The organism is Thermosynechococcus vestitus BP-1, from assembly GCF_000011345.1.
In the GTDB taxonomy this organism is placed as follows: domain Bacteria; phylum Cyanobacteriota; class Cyanobacteriia; order Thermosynechococcales; family Thermosynechococcaceae; genus Thermosynechococcus; species Thermosynechococcus vestitus.
In genome coordinates this window covers 2,217,649-2,230,357 of record NC_004113.1, presented here as the reverse complement: position 1 = coordinate 2,230,357, position 12,709 = coordinate 2,217,649, and the positions used below count along the sequence as shown (strand labels likewise).

The window sequence follows — 12,709 nt, the reverse complement described above, 5'->3', positions numbered from 1 at the left end:
GTGAGTGTAGATTAGGACTGTCGATGCGTAATTTTCGAGATTACTACCAGCTTTTGGGCGTGGATCGCGGTGCCAGCCTTGAGGAGATTAAGCGCGCCTATCGCCGGCTGGCTCGGCGGTATCATCCCGATCTCAATCCCGGCGATCGCGCCGCTGAAGAGACATTCAAAGATATTAGTGAAGCCTACCAAGTCCTCAGCGATCCGGCGCGCCGTGAGCAATACGATCGCTACGGTGAATATTGGTCACAGCCCGGCTTCCGCACTCGCCCTTCCCAACGCACCCCGATGGCTCGTCGCAATGGTACGAGTGTTAGGGAAGAACCCGACCTCAGTGAAGATAATTTTCAAGAGTTTTTGGATCAACTGTTGGGTCGGCGATCGCCCCGCACGTCTACGGTTTCTGTGGATCCCCCCCGTCGCTCGCCTACCATAGAGACAGACTACTTTCGCCCCGGCACCGTCAAAACCGCCTACACCGCTGTGAGTCGTCGCGACGCTGAAGCCACCCTAGAAATCCCCCTCGAAAAAGCCTACGAAGGAGGACGGGAGCGAATTCGCCTTGGGGATGGGCGCTCCCTAGAAGTGACGCTGCCACCGGGGATGGTTACGGGTCAGCGGATTCGGCTGCGGGGTCAAGGCACTGGCGGCGGTGATCTTTATCTAAAAATTCAAGTCACTCCCCATCCCCTCTTTCGCCTGGAGGACTATGACATTGTCTGTGAACTGCCCGTGACCCCCAGTGAGGCTGCCCTTGGGGGGCAAATTGAAGCTCCCACCCTCGATGGTTGGGTAAAAATGATGGTTCCAGCAGGGGTACGGACAGGCCAACGTTTGCGACTGGCGGGCAAAGGCTATCCCCGCCCCGATGGCGATCGCGGTGACCAACTGGTGGAAATTGTCATTACGCTGCCGCCCCAACTGAGCGATGCCGAACGGGATCTCTACCGGCAGCTTCAGGCCATTGAGTCCTATAACCCCCGTGCCCATCTGGCGTACTCCTAAGCGATGGATGCTCTAGCTTTTGCTGATTTGGCCGCGCAGCCCCTTCTAAAGGACATTCAGACATACCTCACTCGCGTTGTTGCCCCCATTGCCAACCGCATTGATCAGCAAAGCTCCCTTTTATCGGAGAGCCTGCAAACCTTAGGGAACTTGGGCATTTTTCGATTGGGGGTACCCAAGGCAGTAGGGGGCTTGGCGTGCGATCGCCGTACGCTGTGGCATTTGAGCTTACAACTGGCACAAACCTCCGGTGCCCTTGCCTTTTTGGTGGCACAACATCAATCCGCCTTGGGAATCATTCTCGAACACCCTGAAGGGAGCGTTGCCCAAGCCTACTTGGCGGACTTAATGAAGGGGCAGGTGTTGGTGGGCATCAGCTTTTCCCATCTGCGCTGCAACCCAGTGGCTCTGCAAGCTCAACCCACCAGTGGGGGCTATCTCCTGCGGGGAACATTGCCTTGGCTCAGTGGCTTTCAGCACATGAGGATGTTTGTTGCCGCCGCTCCCCTACCAGATCAGCGTATTCTCTTTGCCCTCATGCCCTTTATCAATGCCCAACAGGCCAGCGGCGGCATTTTGCACCTCTCGTTGCCCCTACCTCTAGCGACTGTACCCTCAACTCAAACGGTGCAGGCAGAGCTGGTGGATTGGTTTGTGCCGCCGGCAGATGTGGTGGGTATCGCTGGGGCAGATTGGCTGGCTGTTCGCGATCGCCAGCAGTTACTGCGGGGCAGTGCCGCTCCCATGGGCTGTGCCCGCGCTAGCTTGCAGATTCTAGCCGAGAGTGTCGACGCCAAAGACCTCTATCACGCCTTGAGCGATCGCTGGCACCGCCTTTACGACCAGATTCAAAGGGAGCTAGAGGAGGTCAATCCCCCCTACCATGCCCAATTGCGCGCCGCCGCCATTCACCTTGCTGTCCAAGCGGCTCAAGCTGCCCTGATTACGACGGGTGGCAGTGCCTTAATGCTGAGTCACACGGTCCAGCGTCTCTATCGCGAAGCAATGCTCTACACCGTCTCTGGCTTGAATGGGCCGCTACGCCATGCCTTGATGGAGGATTTGTGGTTTGAACAGGGCTTCCATTGAGCAAGATCAGTGTCTGCCCCTTGATTGGTTTGCTCGTCCTGCCCCAGTGGTCGCTGAAGAATTGCTGGGGTGTATTCTCGTGCGCCAACAGGCCAATGGTCAGCTCTACCGTGGCCGCATTGTCGAAACCGAGGCGTATATGGCAGGGGATCCCGCTTGCCATGGCTACCGTCGCCAAACTGCTCGCAATGCTCCCATGTTTGCGGCACCGGGCACCATCTATGTCTATCAAATCTATGGCATTCACCACTGTTTGAATATCGCTAGCGATCGCCCAAATTTTGCCAGTGCTGTTCTCATTCGTGCCCTAGAGATGCTCAGCCCGCCCTTGCCGCCCTCTAGCGCCGCTGGTCCGGGAAAACTGTGCCGCGTCCTGGGGATCGATCGCCGGCTTTCGGGTCTGATGCTAGGGAAAGAGAGCGGTCTCTGGTTAGAAAGACCACCCCAGCCCCTGACAGACCCTGTGGTGCAGACCACCCGCATTGGCATTGCTCAGGGGCAGGAGATTCCGTGGCGGTGGTATGTGCAGGGAAACCCTGCCGTCTCCCGCTATTGCTAGCTACCCGTTGTCAGCTCCAGGGATTCCTTGGGTTGGCGAAGCAACTGGATAGCCTTTTCGAGGGCTTGGCGGCGATCGCTCACCACATGCTCAGCGGGCAACCGATCCAAAATGCGGAAGCGTTGGAGCCGCTGTTGCACCTTATCTGCCGAACCATTCACCAGAAAAATCCCTAAACCATGCTTTTGCGCCTCTTGAATAAGTGACTCAATGGCCAACGTTGCTGTCACCCCCAACAGCGGCACACTGCTGACATCCAGAATCAGCACCCTATAGTCCGCCATGATCGCCTGCCGCTGGGAAATTGCCCAAGCAGAGCCAAAACTCATCGGGCCCCCAAGGTGCAGGAGCAACAGTTGACCCTTGGCTTCGCCGAAGAGTTCTTTTTCCTCAGGGGTCAGGGGCGTTTGATCATCGGCGTGGGTAATCGCCTTTACCTCCTCCGATTGCAGATCCGCCAAGCGCTTGATCGTCAGCATATTGGCAATAAAGACGCCAACCCCCACAGCCACAATCAAATCCACAAAGACAGTCAGCAGCATCACGCCATACATAATGAACGCTGCCCGCAGCGACAGGAGATGGGCGCGTTTGAGAAAATTCCAGTCAATGATGTCAATCCCCACCTTGATGAGAATCCCCGCCAAGACGGCATTGGGAATCGGTTCCGTCAGCGGTGCAGCCCACAGCACCACCATCAGCAGAATCACGGCGTGGATCATACCCGATAAGCAGGTGCGTCCCCCCGCTTGAATATTGACCACTGTGCCCATCGTGGCACCGGCACCGGGCAGACCACCAAACAAGCCGGACAGCAGGTTACCAATACCTTGGCCAATCAGTTCCTTATTGGAATCGTGCTGGGTACGGGTAATGCTATCGGCAATCACCGAAGTAAGGAGCGAATCAATACAGCCGAGCATCCCCAGCATTGCCCCGTCCACAATCATCGTTTTCAGAGCGGGCAGTGTAAAGGTCGGCGGCACAAACTCTGGCAGGCCAGTGGGAATCGTGCCAATGCGTGCCAAACCGGCATCCGCAAAAAAGACCATTGACAGAATCGTGCCCAAAACCAAGGCGAGGAGCTGGGGTGGCACAAGCCGACGAATGTTCTGGGGTGTGAAATAGATGAGTCCGAGGGTGAATAAGCCCAAAGTAAGGGCAGCTGGGTTCAATGTTTGAATCCACTCTGGCAAGTTTTGCACTGCCCCCAAGACTCCCCCTTTACTGCTGTGCCCCAACAGTGGGCCAATTTGCAGCAGGATCATGATCAGGCCAATCCCCGACATAAAACCAGAAATCACGGTGTAGGGCATGAGGGTGATGTATTTGCCCAACCGCAACAGGCCAAAGAGGATTTGAAAACAGCCCGCCAGCATCACCACCGTAAAGGCCATGTATAACCCCTGTTCGGGGTATTCACTGGTCAGTCGGGTGATCACTGCTGTAATCACGACGGTCATCGGTCCTGTGGGATTGGAAATGAGTGTTGGCGTGCCCCCAAAAAGAGCCGCAAAAAAGCCAAGAAAGATGACGCAGTAAAGTCCCGCCGTGGCGCCAGCCCCAGAGGTGACCCCAAAGGCCAAGGCCATTGGCAAGGCGACAATGGCGGCAGTTAGCCCCCCAAAGAGATCGCCACGCCAATAGCGAAAGTGAACTCGATTAACTAAATTGCTTAACATTTCTGCCCCTTTTGGCGAATTTTAGAAAGGGTTTCATAGCTAGAGCCTGATTGGGGGGAACCCCTCGCCCTGAGGGAGTCCCCTTATGCCTTGCTTATAGCTATGATAAGAGAAGATTCAATTGAATTAATTCTATGCTTTTCTGGGAACAACTCGTCTAGTACAATCCCAAAGAGTTTCTTATCTCTGCTATAGAAAAAAGCGGGAGAATGGGGACAAGGCAAGGCCTGTGCACTGTAAAATTTTGTTACACTCAGGGATTGAGAGATGCAACCTATGAGGAACGACACTCCTATGAGTCAATCTCCGCTGGAGGCCTTTTTCCTTGGTCGAGCGACCGCAACGCTCCTGCGTGATCAGGCGCAGCATCTGTTTGTCGAATTCCTGAGCCAAGTGGGCCGATTTGATGCCGAACAGCGGCAGCGCCTCCATGAATTCATGGAAGAGGTACAGACTCGTGCCCGCCAAGAAGCTGAAATGGTGGTGCCGCGGGGGAGCCAACGCGTCGATTGGCAAGCTCTGATTGATGATTTGCGCGCTGAAATTGCGGCCCTACGCACGGAACTGCAACGCTACCGCAATCGTGAAAGTTAGCGACGGGGAACAACGATATATCCCGTTTTAAGGTAGGCATCGGTGGTTGCTGGCGCTGGTGAAAATGACTCGCTGCCTAACACCCAGTGGCGATCGCTCCCCCAGTACCACCAGGAAGCGCCGGTATAGGCACAGAGAATGGCATCCAGTTGATCTTCCAGCACTTTGAGATCGCGCCCAGTGGTGGGCAGTGCTTCCGGGAACTGCAACCTTAGGGGCGGCTCACAGTGGCAAAGGTGGGTTGTCATTAACTCTCGAAGACGAGCTAACCCCCGGCGTCGCTCTGTAAGACGGCCTTTTTTGTACTTGATGATTTGATCAAGCTGAAAGAGGGCGATCGCCGTGGCATGGGGGAAGACTTCAATTTGAAACCGTCCCGATTGCTGCGGCCGGATGGTAGGGGCATGGTGAAAGCCCCGTTGGCTGAGGGCTTGACTAAAACCCGTGGTGTGGCTTGCAAAGGGCGACTGCTGATTCGCAGGATAACAGCCAGCATGGTACCGCCCCAGGACTTGATGGGACTGGCGATCGCAGGAGCGCATTCCCCTGAAATTGGGAATAATTAGGGGCGCATCCACCGCCACCATTGCTGCTTGGGCAGAGGGGGCATCGCGATCAATCCATGCCAAGAGTTCCTGTGTATCACAGGCGCGATCGAGGGCAACCACCACCAAATCTTGCCCTTGCCACTGCAAACAGCAGTACCCTGATGCCCCTCCTTGCCAAGCCAGATCAACGCCGAGAAACCGCATTCGCTGCCATCAACTGTTGTTGCGGTGGATAATCTTGAATGAGCAAAGCCGCCGCCACCACCCCCACTGCCGGTACCAGCACCAAACCAACTAAGGGGATCAACAGCCCCAAAAACTGTGCTAAACCAAGGCCATAGATCTGGGGTCTATAGGCACGGGTCAAAAGTTTGCGCTCCCCGAAAGAAGTGCTGTGTTTTTCAAGGAGGTAATCAAAACTGCCTCGCCCTAGGAAGAAACTGTTGACGATCGCCATCACGATAGGTTGTAGTGGCCCCGTTAGCCATGAAAGCAGCAGCAGGATCACTTGCACCACCGCATCCCGCAGCGCAAACCAGCCACCGACCATAGCATTCAACACATCACGCCGCCATCCCACCTCTATTGTTTGTCCCGTGGTAATTTTTTCAACACGGTTAAGCAGAGGGCCAAGGAAAGGAATTACCACAAGGGGAATCAGGGTTTGATAGCCAATCAGGGCTAAAAAGACAGCCATCAGGGTTGCCAAAATATCAATGAACCCTTGGTAGAGCCACTGCCATTCTTCAGGAACAAACCAATAATCGCCAGCCACTTGAACAGCCCAGAAAGCAGCAGTGATGAGCGTTACCCCCAGAACGAGGCTCAAGAAGGCAGGTAACAGTACATAGGCCCAAAGATGATAACGGGCTATAAAAAAAAGACCACGACCAAAGGCAAAGAAACCCGCCTGAAACTGCTGTCCTGCTGACCAAAGCTGCTTGATACTCAATGAGCCAGTTCTAGAATCTCCTAGGGAAATCCTAGCCTATTCACGGCGTGGGGGTGTACCTTCATCATCCGGCGGTGGGGCATCGGCAACAAAATTAGGAGTATTGGCCTGCTCAGCATGGGAAATCGGCGTTCCTGTCGGTTGCCATAGCCAACTGGTCAACAGTCCAAGGGTGAAGAGTCCCACCAGCAGCGGGATAAATAGATCTATCATGGTTGTTTGCCTCATTGAATTCATCACTGTACGGAATTGGAGGAGTCTTTTTTGAGTGCTAGCTCCCCTGACGCAGGGTCACTCTTGTAAGTTCCAGTAGCACTCTTTTGGCAAGCATTGAAGCATTCAAACCAGTGAAATCCCCTCGCTGGAGCAGCGAAGTTTAAGCTATCGTTGAAGTAGCCACCTTGGGTGATAAGAGCAATGCCGCTGTCTCCCTTTTGGATTTGGTTAATTGTTGCCCTCACCTTTTTTGTGATGGAGCTGGTTTTGCCGACGGCTTTTATGGAAGCCACCTTCGGCCTCGGTGCCCTGATGGTTGCATTTCTCTCGTTTCTGATTCCCAGCTTTTCACTACAAATTTTCCTTTGGATAGTGTTCTCGATCGTTGTGGTCTTTCTCCTGCGGCGCTATCAACCGAAGCAAGTTCCGCCAGTGCTCAAGGAAGCCGCCGAGGCCGAAACAATTACGACAATTCCCGCTGGCGAGACGGGGCGAGTCCTCTACGAAGGGACTTCTTGGCAGGCGCGCTGTGGCGATCCCCACTTGACCATTCCTGAACATCGGCGGGTGATTGTCATTGACCGTCAGGGAACAACGCTCATTGTGATGCCTGAAGATGCTATTCGGCCCTAGGGGGCGATCGTCGTTTTCTACGGCGTGTGGTGGCTGGATCAACGGGAAGACCGGCCAGGGGAACAACCTGGTCGAGACGCTCTTTTTCCAGCCGTTTTAATTCCGTGTAGTCTACCCAGTGGATACAATCGACAGGACAAGTATCAATGGCTTCTTGAATCAGTTCAAGGGGGTCACCATCCTGGCGCACGACCCGCGATCGCCCGTAGTTAGGCTCTATATAAAATGTATTTCGCGCCACATGGGCACAGTGTTTGCAGCCAATACAGGTAATTTCATCGACATAGACACCGCGTTGGCGATGGGCTCCCCCTAGCTCAGGTTCATAGCCACTGCGAGCTTCACTTTGGCGCAGCTGACCCCCAAGCTCTGGTTCTAAACCAAGGGGCTGACCCATCTGCTTATCCATTTGCGTGAGAGGCTAGGAACGCCAGCGTTGGAGCACGACTTTGACACTACCATCGGCCTGCTGTTCTGTGGTCTGCACTTGAAAGCCCTGTTCCGTTGCCGATTGCAACACCGCATGGTAGGCATAGCGTTGGGTAACTTTATTCAAAAAGCGATCCACTGACCATGCCTGCTGCCAGAACTCCAAATCTGCCACTAGCTCGTACTCAGTGCCATTCCAGCGAAAGCCAATGTCATAGCCATTCTCTTGGGGAACAACCACTTGAGCGGTTTGGGTTTGACCGCGAAACCCGCGCACTTCTTGAGAGCCAGATTGCCACGGTAAGCCCAAGTCCGTTAGGGCAGCTTGCAGAGCAGGTAAACTCCGAATTTGGGTTTTGATTTGGCTGAAGTGCGACATGGATCACCAATCCTCAACGATTACCACTGGGAGGGGACAGATTGAACAACCAATTGATTTGCTTCCTCTTGGGAAGCGTAATATTCTGCGGTGGGCTGTTGGCTAATGACACATCCGAGTTGTGCTTCAATGGCAGCAGTCACCTCAGCACAGGATGCCCCAGAAATTCCCGTCACCGTTTCAACGACGCGGCCATCGGGATAAATAACAAATTCAAGGGTTTCTAGCATTGGCACAACCTACTCACTCGCAGTTATGACAAACCGCTGACAAGGATAAAATTCAAATCCTAACCTATGGAACTCATTGTGACGAAGGCTAACCAAAGGAGTCAAGGTCTTTAATAAACTTTACATTCCGCAGTCGTTTCCCTAAGACCTTGAGAAAAACAGATATATAGGGCAATCTATAGAGCTTTCTCTGCCTCAGGGATTAATAAGAGATATGTACAGGTGGCTTGGAGGGTAGGGAGGGGCAGCGTGTTCCCACAGTTCAGATCAACAGTCGTCGGTATTGGACCAAGGTAGCGTTTTCTAACGTTACAGATACATTTACTGTGATTATAGATAGCAGTGCTAAGATTACAGGTATTCATTTCCAGCAATATCTGACGACCTGTCTGCTAAACCCCTGATCTCGTCCTTTCGGCCTTGACCTATGTGTCAGGTCCCGCATCATTATATTCCCAGAAGTCGTGCTAAACTCTTCGAAGCGTACCGGCTCCTTGAGTGCTTGTTCCAAGGTCGGAAAGCGTTCAACGATGGAGTATCACCATGCCACGTATTCATGCCAACGCCCGAACGACACCCCGAATTCGCCGTGAAATCCAACAAGCACCGGCTTCGATCAGTCATCGCGAGCTTGCCAGACGTTACGGGATCCACCGGCACACGGTAGCGAAATGGCGTAAGCGCGCAACCGTTGAAGACAAAAGCACCCGCCCGCACCGCCTGCAAACGACGCTTACGGAAGCGCAAGAGCTTGTGATCGTTGAGGTGCGTAAGCTCCTTTTGCTGCCTCTTGATGACCTTCTCGTTCTTGCCCGGACGTTCCTCAACCCCAATCTGAGCCGCTCAGCGCTGGATCGCTGCCTGCGTCGCCACGGAGTCTCGAACCTCAGGATACTGCAAAAGGAACGCGAAAGCCTCGAAGGCAGTCCCAAAAGCACCACGCGGCAGTTCAAAGCGTACGCACCTGGGTTCATCCACATCGACGTCAAATACCTGCCACAAATGCCGGATGAGGAGCAGCGCCGCTACCTCTTTGTCGCGATTGATCGGGCAACGCGCTGGGTCTATTTGGCAATCCACGAGGAGAAGAGCGCAGAATCGGCAACGCGCTTTCTTGCAAATGTCCTTGCCAACGCTCCTTTCGTGGTGCGTACGGTGCTGACTGATAACGGCAAGGAGTTTACCGACCGTTTCTCCTCCGCAGGCGAACGCCAACCCACGGGACACCATCCGTTTGATCAGCTCTGTCGTGAAAAGCGCATCACCCATCGGCTCATCCAACCCCGCCATCCGCAAACCAACGGGATGGTGGAACGCTTCAACGGCCGCATTGCGGAGATTCTGCGCGCTGAACGCTTTGTCTCGGCAGCCGACTTGCAAGAGACGCTCACGCGATACCTTTGGGCGTACAATCACCGCATTCCCCAACGCGTTTTGGGCCACATGACTCCCATTGAGAAACTGCGATGGTGGCAAACTGAGCGACCAGACCTCTTCGTTTCAAGGGTAGATAATGTCACGGGTCTTGACACCTATGCAACAACGGCGTAGTTCTCCTGCACCTGAATTATCGTTGCAAAATACGCCCTTTTTTCGGGATTTACCGCAGGCAGTGGTAGAGAAAGCCCTGGCCCATGTGGTGACACGTCAGCATCCTGCCAACCGAGTGATCCTGCTGGAGAATGACTGGGGCACATCGGTTTACTTTATTCTCAGTGGCTGGGTCAAAATTCGCACCTACAACATGGATGGCAAAGAGGTCACCCTGAATATCCTTGGCCCTGGGGAACTCTTTGGCGAAATGGCCCCCCTAGAGGAAGTGCCCCGTTCAACGGATGTGATTACCCTAACACCAGCCGTTGTCGCCAACATGCCCGCGACGGATTTTGTCAATCTCGTCAATACTGAACCCCAGGCAGGAATACGCCTCGCCAAGTTAATGGCACGACGGCTACGGCAAGTGAATCGGCGGCTGCGGCTGCGGGAATCCGATAGTACGTCACGGGTGGCGGATATTCTGCTGTTTTTGGCAGATGGTCAAGGGCGACAGGGAGCCGATGGCTTAGAAATTCCCAATCTGCCCCACCGTGAATTAAGTAGTCTCAGTGGCATGGCGCGGGAAACGGTGACACGGGTGCTGGGGAAACTGGAGCGCAAGGGGATTATTCGCCGCACTCAAGACTGCTTGTGCATTACTAATTTGCGGGCCCTAGAAAACTTACTCCTTTAGGACTAGCAAGGATTTAGGACTAGCAAGGATAATGATTGCTCTGGAGAGGATGGTAGGTAGTGCCCAATACTCCAGCCAATGAACACCCCTAAAATCGCCATTTGAATCAGCCCTAGCATAATTTGCCAGTTCTTGTAGCCAGCGGCTTTCATTTCAATCCGCACGAGAATTTCCGTACCAATGAGAATAGCAATCACGCTAAAGACCCGAAAGGCAATAATGGCAAGGGTCACAGCGGTACTCAGCACCAGCACTGTAAAGAGACTGGGGGTGCCCACGCGCATCATTAAGCTGCTAAAGATATTTCTAGGGTTGCTCTGGCGCGATCGCAAGAGGCTAGAGGTGCCACCCACGAGAAACACTGTTAGAATAGCTGCAAAAAAAGAAGCATAGGCCGACCACATCCAAGGGTAGGCAGACAAATACCAGCCCACAAGTACGTAGCCTAGAACCACTAGCAACAGTAGGGCAAGGGGAAATTTAGTATAGTCTGGCGATGAAGTCATTCCTAACGGGGAGCAAGGTGAGTACAAATCCACTCTACGGCAGCGGCTAAGTCCTCTGCAATGTAATCGGGTTGACTGGCGTGCTGATAACTGCCCTCAAGGACGCGATCGCCAAACCCTGTTTGTACCAAAATGCCATAGCAGCCGGCATTCCGCGCCAGATCAATATCAGTGGCTTTGTCGCCCACCATCACACTGCGGCTGAGATCTAAATCATGATCCCAAGCCGCCGCCACCAGCATTCCCGTATTGGGTTTGCGCCAGGTTGTCCAGCCCGCATAGTCGGCAACTACTCCCCCTTCGGGACGGCTGAGATCAGGACAAAAATAAACCGCATCTAACACCGCACCGGCACTTGCGGCTAGCAACTCCTGAAGTCTGTGGTGCAGAGCATGGACGTGATCGATGCTGTAATAATCCCGCGCCGGACCCGACTGATTAGAAGCTAAGCAGCAAAACCACCCCGCATCATTGAGCCGCCGTACTGCCTGGGCAACACCGGGAATTAACTGCAAGTCCTCAAGGCGGTGAATATAGCCCACCTCTTGGTTCAGCACACCATCGCGATCAAGAAAGACAGCCGGTCTAGGCATGGCGAGCCACCTCAATCACAGCGGACACAGGAATATCACCGATATTCCCAGTAGGGGATTTGACAGCGCGAAAGCGCGGATCCGCTGGCAGGAGCTTGGCGGGATCCGTAGGGCCAAAAAGCGCCACAAGGGGAGTCCCCACGGCTACCCCAATATGCATTGGGCCACTGTCGGTACAGAGCATCTGTTGTGCCTGTTGCATCAGCGCCGCCAGTTTGCGCAAATCTGGAGGATAGCTAATTTTAATGTCGGGTAGCGCCTGCGTCAGCGCCCTCACCCATGCTTGATCCTCAGGCCCACAGACCACAATAAAGGGCAGATGCGGCTCCTCCTGTGCCAGTGTCTGGATAACCTCAACCCAACGGGTGGGGGGGTAAATTTTGTTAATCCCCTTGCTGAGAGCCATTTGACTAGAGCCGCCGTGCAAGAGGCGATACCCACTGGAAAGGCCTAAGCGTTGCTGCTCCGCAGTTGCCCACTGCCGATCTTCAGCGGTAATCACTGCCTTGGGCAAGGGACAGGGGCTAGTGATCCCAAAGGCTTTGAGTAAATCGTGGTAGGTGGCGGCACTGTACTGCTCAAGGTTGACAGGGATGGCATCGGTGAGAAATCCCAAGGGATTGAGTTTGGCAAAGCCGACTCGCTTGGGAATCCCCGTCAGCCACAGTAGAAAGCGCACCGCTTTACTCCGCCCTAGGGAAAGAATGGCGTCGTACTCCCCCTCCCGCAGCCTGCCAATCAGGTTTGCCCAATCCGCCAGGGCATTGCGGTCTTTGAAGTCAAAGGGAATGACTTGGTGAACGCTGCCACTGAGTTGGTAGGCAGCCATGGCCCGGGGTTCAACCACCACATCCAACTGCGCCTCTGGAAAATGGGCTTTGAGATCATCAAGGGTGGGAAAAAATAAGATTTGATCACCAATGCCGCCGGGTACCAGTGCCACGATATTTTTCATCAACAACCTCCCACAGGAGCAAGCCCTGAATCCATCCTAAGGCTTGTGTTCGCCTCTGGTTGCCTGGTGCTGCCTTTGGCTTGCCGGTGTTGTCTTAAGGGTCTTGTTCT

The 12,709-nt window shown here is 54.1% G+C and carries 17 protein-coding genes; 7 read left to right on the top strand and 10 right to left on the bottom strand.

The genetic code is table 11. The features are described 5' to 3' along the window. Positions 1-23 precede the first annotated feature (23 nt). From TLL_RS10900 to TLL_RS10890, 3 genes are read left to right on the top strand one after another with little or no spacing between them, the layout of a single operon-like run. Positions 24-1,004, top strand: coding sequence for a DnaJ C-terminal domain-containing protein (locus TLL_RS10900; RefSeq protein WP_011057983.1), 981 nt, complete (start codon positions 24-26; stop codon positions 1,002-1,004). Positions 1,005-1,007: 3 nt separating this feature from the next. Next, complete coding sequence (locus TLL_RS10895; protein ID WP_011057982.1) at positions 1,008-2,093, top strand: acyl-CoA dehydrogenase family protein; 1,086 nt, start codon at positions 1,008-1,010, stop codon at positions 2,091-2,093. Next, the gene (locus tag TLL_RS10890; protein ID WP_231833774.1) at positions 2,074-2,652 is read left to right on the top strand and encodes a DNA-3-methyladenine glycosylase; all 579 of its coding nucleotides are present in this window, start codon (positions 2,074-2,076) and stop codon (positions 2,650-2,652) included. The genes TLL_RS10895 and TLL_RS10890 overlap by 20 nt, the downstream gene beginning before the upstream one ends. Here the strand turns inward: TLL_RS10890 and TLL_RS10885 are convergent. Continuing rightward, the gene (locus TLL_RS10885) at positions 2,649-4,334 is read right to left on the bottom strand and encodes a SulP family inorganic anion transporter (RefSeq protein ID WP_011057980.1); all 1,686 of its coding nucleotides are present in this window, start codon (positions 4,332-4,334) and stop codon (positions 2,649-2,651) included. The two genes, TLL_RS10890 and TLL_RS10885, sit on opposite strands and share 4 nt — an antisense overlap. Before the next feature lie 294 nt (positions 4,335-4,628). Here TLL_RS10885 and TLL_RS10880 point away from each other — a divergent pair, with 294 nt between their 5' ends. Beyond that, on the top strand, positions 4,629-4,928 hold the full coding sequence (locus TLL_RS10880) for a DUF6825 family protein (protein ID WP_024125157.1): 300 nt from the start codon (positions 4,629-4,631) through the stop codon (positions 4,926-4,928). On the opposite strand, the gene TLL_RS10875 is transcribed toward TLL_RS10880, so the two are convergent. The 3 genes from TLL_RS10875 to TLL_RS10865 are packed head-to-tail and all read right to left on the bottom strand — an operon-like array spanning position 4,925 to position 6,641. Further along, positions 4,925-5,680, bottom strand: a complete 756-nt coding sequence (locus TLL_RS10875; RefSeq protein ID WP_011057978.1) for a DUF429 domain-containing protein — start codon at positions 5,678-5,680, stop codon at positions 4,925-4,927. The genes TLL_RS10880 and TLL_RS10875 overlap by 4 nt on opposite strands. Next, the gene (locus TLL_RS10870) at positions 5,661-6,428 is read right to left on the bottom strand and encodes an EI24 domain-containing protein (protein ID WP_164920991.1); all 768 of its coding nucleotides are present in this window, start codon (positions 6,426-6,428) and stop codon (positions 5,661-5,663) included. Before TLL_RS10870 ends, TLL_RS10875 begins: the two co-directional genes overlap by 20 nt. Before the next feature lie 36 nt (positions 6,429-6,464). Further along, complete coding sequence (locus tag TLL_RS10865) at positions 6,465-6,641, bottom strand: hypothetical protein (protein ID WP_164920990.1); 177 nt, start codon at positions 6,639-6,641, stop codon at positions 6,465-6,467. Between the two features lie 204 nt (positions 6,642-6,845). Here TLL_RS10865 and TLL_RS10860 point away from each other — a divergent pair, with 204 nt between their 5' ends. Beyond that, positions 6,846-7,277, top strand: coding sequence for an NfeD family protein (locus TLL_RS10860; RefSeq protein WP_164920989.1), 432 nt, complete (start codon positions 6,846-6,848; stop codon positions 7,275-7,277). Here TLL_RS10860 and TLL_RS10855 read toward each other — a convergent pair. From TLL_RS10855 to TLL_RS10845, 3 genes are read right to left on the bottom strand one after another with little or no spacing between them, the layout of a single operon-like run. Continuing rightward, the gene (locus tag TLL_RS10855) at positions 7,264-7,674 is read right to left on the bottom strand and encodes a ferredoxin (RefSeq protein ID WP_231833773.1); all 411 of its coding nucleotides are present in this window, start codon (positions 7,672-7,674) and stop codon (positions 7,264-7,266) included. The two genes, TLL_RS10860 and TLL_RS10855, sit on opposite strands and share 14 nt — an antisense overlap. Before the next feature lie 24 nt (positions 7,675-7,698). After that, positions 7,699-8,085 (bottom strand): DUF1257 domain-containing protein, encoded by a 387-nt coding sequence (locus TLL_RS10850; protein ID WP_011057973.1) that lies wholly within the window; start codon positions 8,083-8,085, stop codon positions 7,699-7,701. 20 nt (positions 8,086-8,105) lie between these two features. Beyond that, entirely contained in the window at positions 8,106-8,315 is a 210-nt protein-coding gene (locus TLL_RS10845) for a DUF2997 domain-containing protein (protein ID WP_126987300.1), read from the bottom strand. Between the two features lie 543 nt (positions 8,316-8,858). Here TLL_RS10845 and TLL_RS10840 point away from each other — a divergent pair. After that, on the top strand, positions 8,859-9,866 hold the full coding sequence (locus tag TLL_RS10840) for an IS481-like element ISTel1 family transposase (RefSeq protein WP_165442188.1): 1,008 nt from the start codon (positions 8,859-8,861) through the stop codon (positions 9,864-9,866). After that, positions 9,850-10,545 (top strand): Crp/Fnr family transcriptional regulator, encoded by a 696-nt coding sequence (locus TLL_RS10835; protein WP_126987297.1) that lies wholly within the window; start codon positions 9,850-9,852, stop codon positions 10,543-10,545. The genes TLL_RS10840 and TLL_RS10835 overlap by 17 nt, the downstream gene beginning before the upstream one ends. A 2-nt stretch (positions 10,546-10,547) precedes the next feature. On the opposite strand, the gene TLL_RS10830 is transcribed toward TLL_RS10835, so the two are convergent. From TLL_RS10830 to TLL_RS10820, 3 genes are read right to left on the bottom strand one after another with little or no spacing between them, the layout of a single operon-like run. Continuing rightward, positions 10,548-11,051, bottom strand: a complete 504-nt coding sequence (locus tag TLL_RS10830; RefSeq protein WP_164920988.1) for a hypothetical protein — start codon at positions 11,049-11,051, stop codon at positions 10,548-10,550. A gap of 2 nt (positions 11,052-11,053) precedes the next feature. Continuing rightward, on the bottom strand, positions 11,054-11,644 hold the full coding sequence (locus TLL_RS10825; protein WP_011057968.1) for a D-glycero-alpha-D-manno-heptose-1,7-bisphosphate 7-phosphatase: 591 nt from the start codon (positions 11,642-11,644) through the stop codon (positions 11,054-11,056). Beyond that, entirely contained in the window at positions 11,637-12,599 is a 963-nt protein-coding gene (locus TLL_RS10820; RefSeq protein WP_011057967.1) for a glycosyltransferase family 9 protein, read from the bottom strand. Before TLL_RS10820 ends, TLL_RS10825 begins: the two co-directional genes overlap by 8 nt. Positions 12,600-12,709 lie beyond the last annotated feature (110 nt).

What these genes read in the sequence shown, in the direction of transcription:
- TLL_RS10830 (WP_164920988.1), bottom strand. Translation starts at nt 11,051, where the DNA reads ATGACTTCATCGCCAGACTATACTAAATTTCCCCTTGCCCTACTGTTG.
- TLL_RS10865 (WP_164920990.1), bottom strand. Translation starts at nt 6,641, where the DNA reads ATGATAGATCTATTTATCCCGCTGCTGGTGGGACTCTTCACCCTTGGA.
- TLL_RS10880 (WP_024125157.1), top strand. Translation starts at nt 4,629, where the DNA reads ATGAGTCAATCTCCGCTGGAGGCCTTTTTCCTTGGTCGAGCGACCGCA.
- TLL_RS10835 (WP_126987297.1), top strand. Translation starts at nt 9,850, where the DNA reads ATGCAACAACGGCGTAGTTCTCCTGCACCTGAATTATCGTTGCAAAAT.
- TLL_RS10845 (WP_126987300.1), bottom strand. Translation starts at nt 8,315, where the DNA reads ATGCTAGAAACCCTTGAATTTGTTATTTATCCCGATGGCCGCGTCGTT.
- TLL_RS10855 (WP_231833773.1), bottom strand. Translation starts at nt 7,674, where the DNA reads ATGGGTCAGCCCCTTGGTTTAGAACCAGAGCTTGGGGGTCAGCTGCGC.
- TLL_RS10840 (WP_165442188.1), top strand. Translation starts at nt 8,859, where the DNA reads ATGCCACGTATTCATGCCAACGCCCGAACGACACCCCGAATTCGCCGT.
- TLL_RS10820 (WP_011057967.1), bottom strand. Translation starts at nt 12,599, where the DNA reads ATGAAAAATATCGTGGCACTGGTACCCGGCGGCATTGGTGATCAAATC.
- TLL_RS10860 (WP_164920989.1), top strand. Translation starts at nt 6,846, where the DNA reads ATGCCGCTGTCTCCCTTTTGGATTTGGTTAATTGTTGCCCTCACCTTT.
- TLL_RS10885 (WP_011057980.1), bottom strand. Translation starts at nt 4,334, where the DNA reads ATGTTAAGCAATTTAGTTAATCGAGTTCACTTTCGCTATTGGCGTGGC.
- TLL_RS10895 (WP_011057982.1), top strand. Translation starts at nt 1,008, where the DNA reads ATGGATGCTCTAGCTTTTGCTGATTTGGCCGCGCAGCCCCTTCTAAAG.
- TLL_RS10850 (WP_011057973.1), bottom strand. Translation starts at nt 8,085, where the DNA reads ATGTCGCACTTCAGCCAAATCAAAACCCAAATTCGGAGTTTACCTGCT.
- TLL_RS10875 (WP_011057978.1), bottom strand. Translation starts at nt 5,680, where the DNA reads ATGCGGTTTCTCGGCGTTGATCTGGCTTGGCAAGGAGGGGCATCAGGG.
- TLL_RS10825 (WP_011057968.1), bottom strand. Translation starts at nt 11,644, where the DNA reads ATGCCTAGACCGGCTGTCTTTCTTGATCGCGATGGTGTGCTGAACCAA.
- TLL_RS10900 (WP_011057983.1), top strand. Translation starts at nt 24, where the DNA reads ATGCGTAATTTTCGAGATTACTACCAGCTTTTGGGCGTGGATCGCGGT.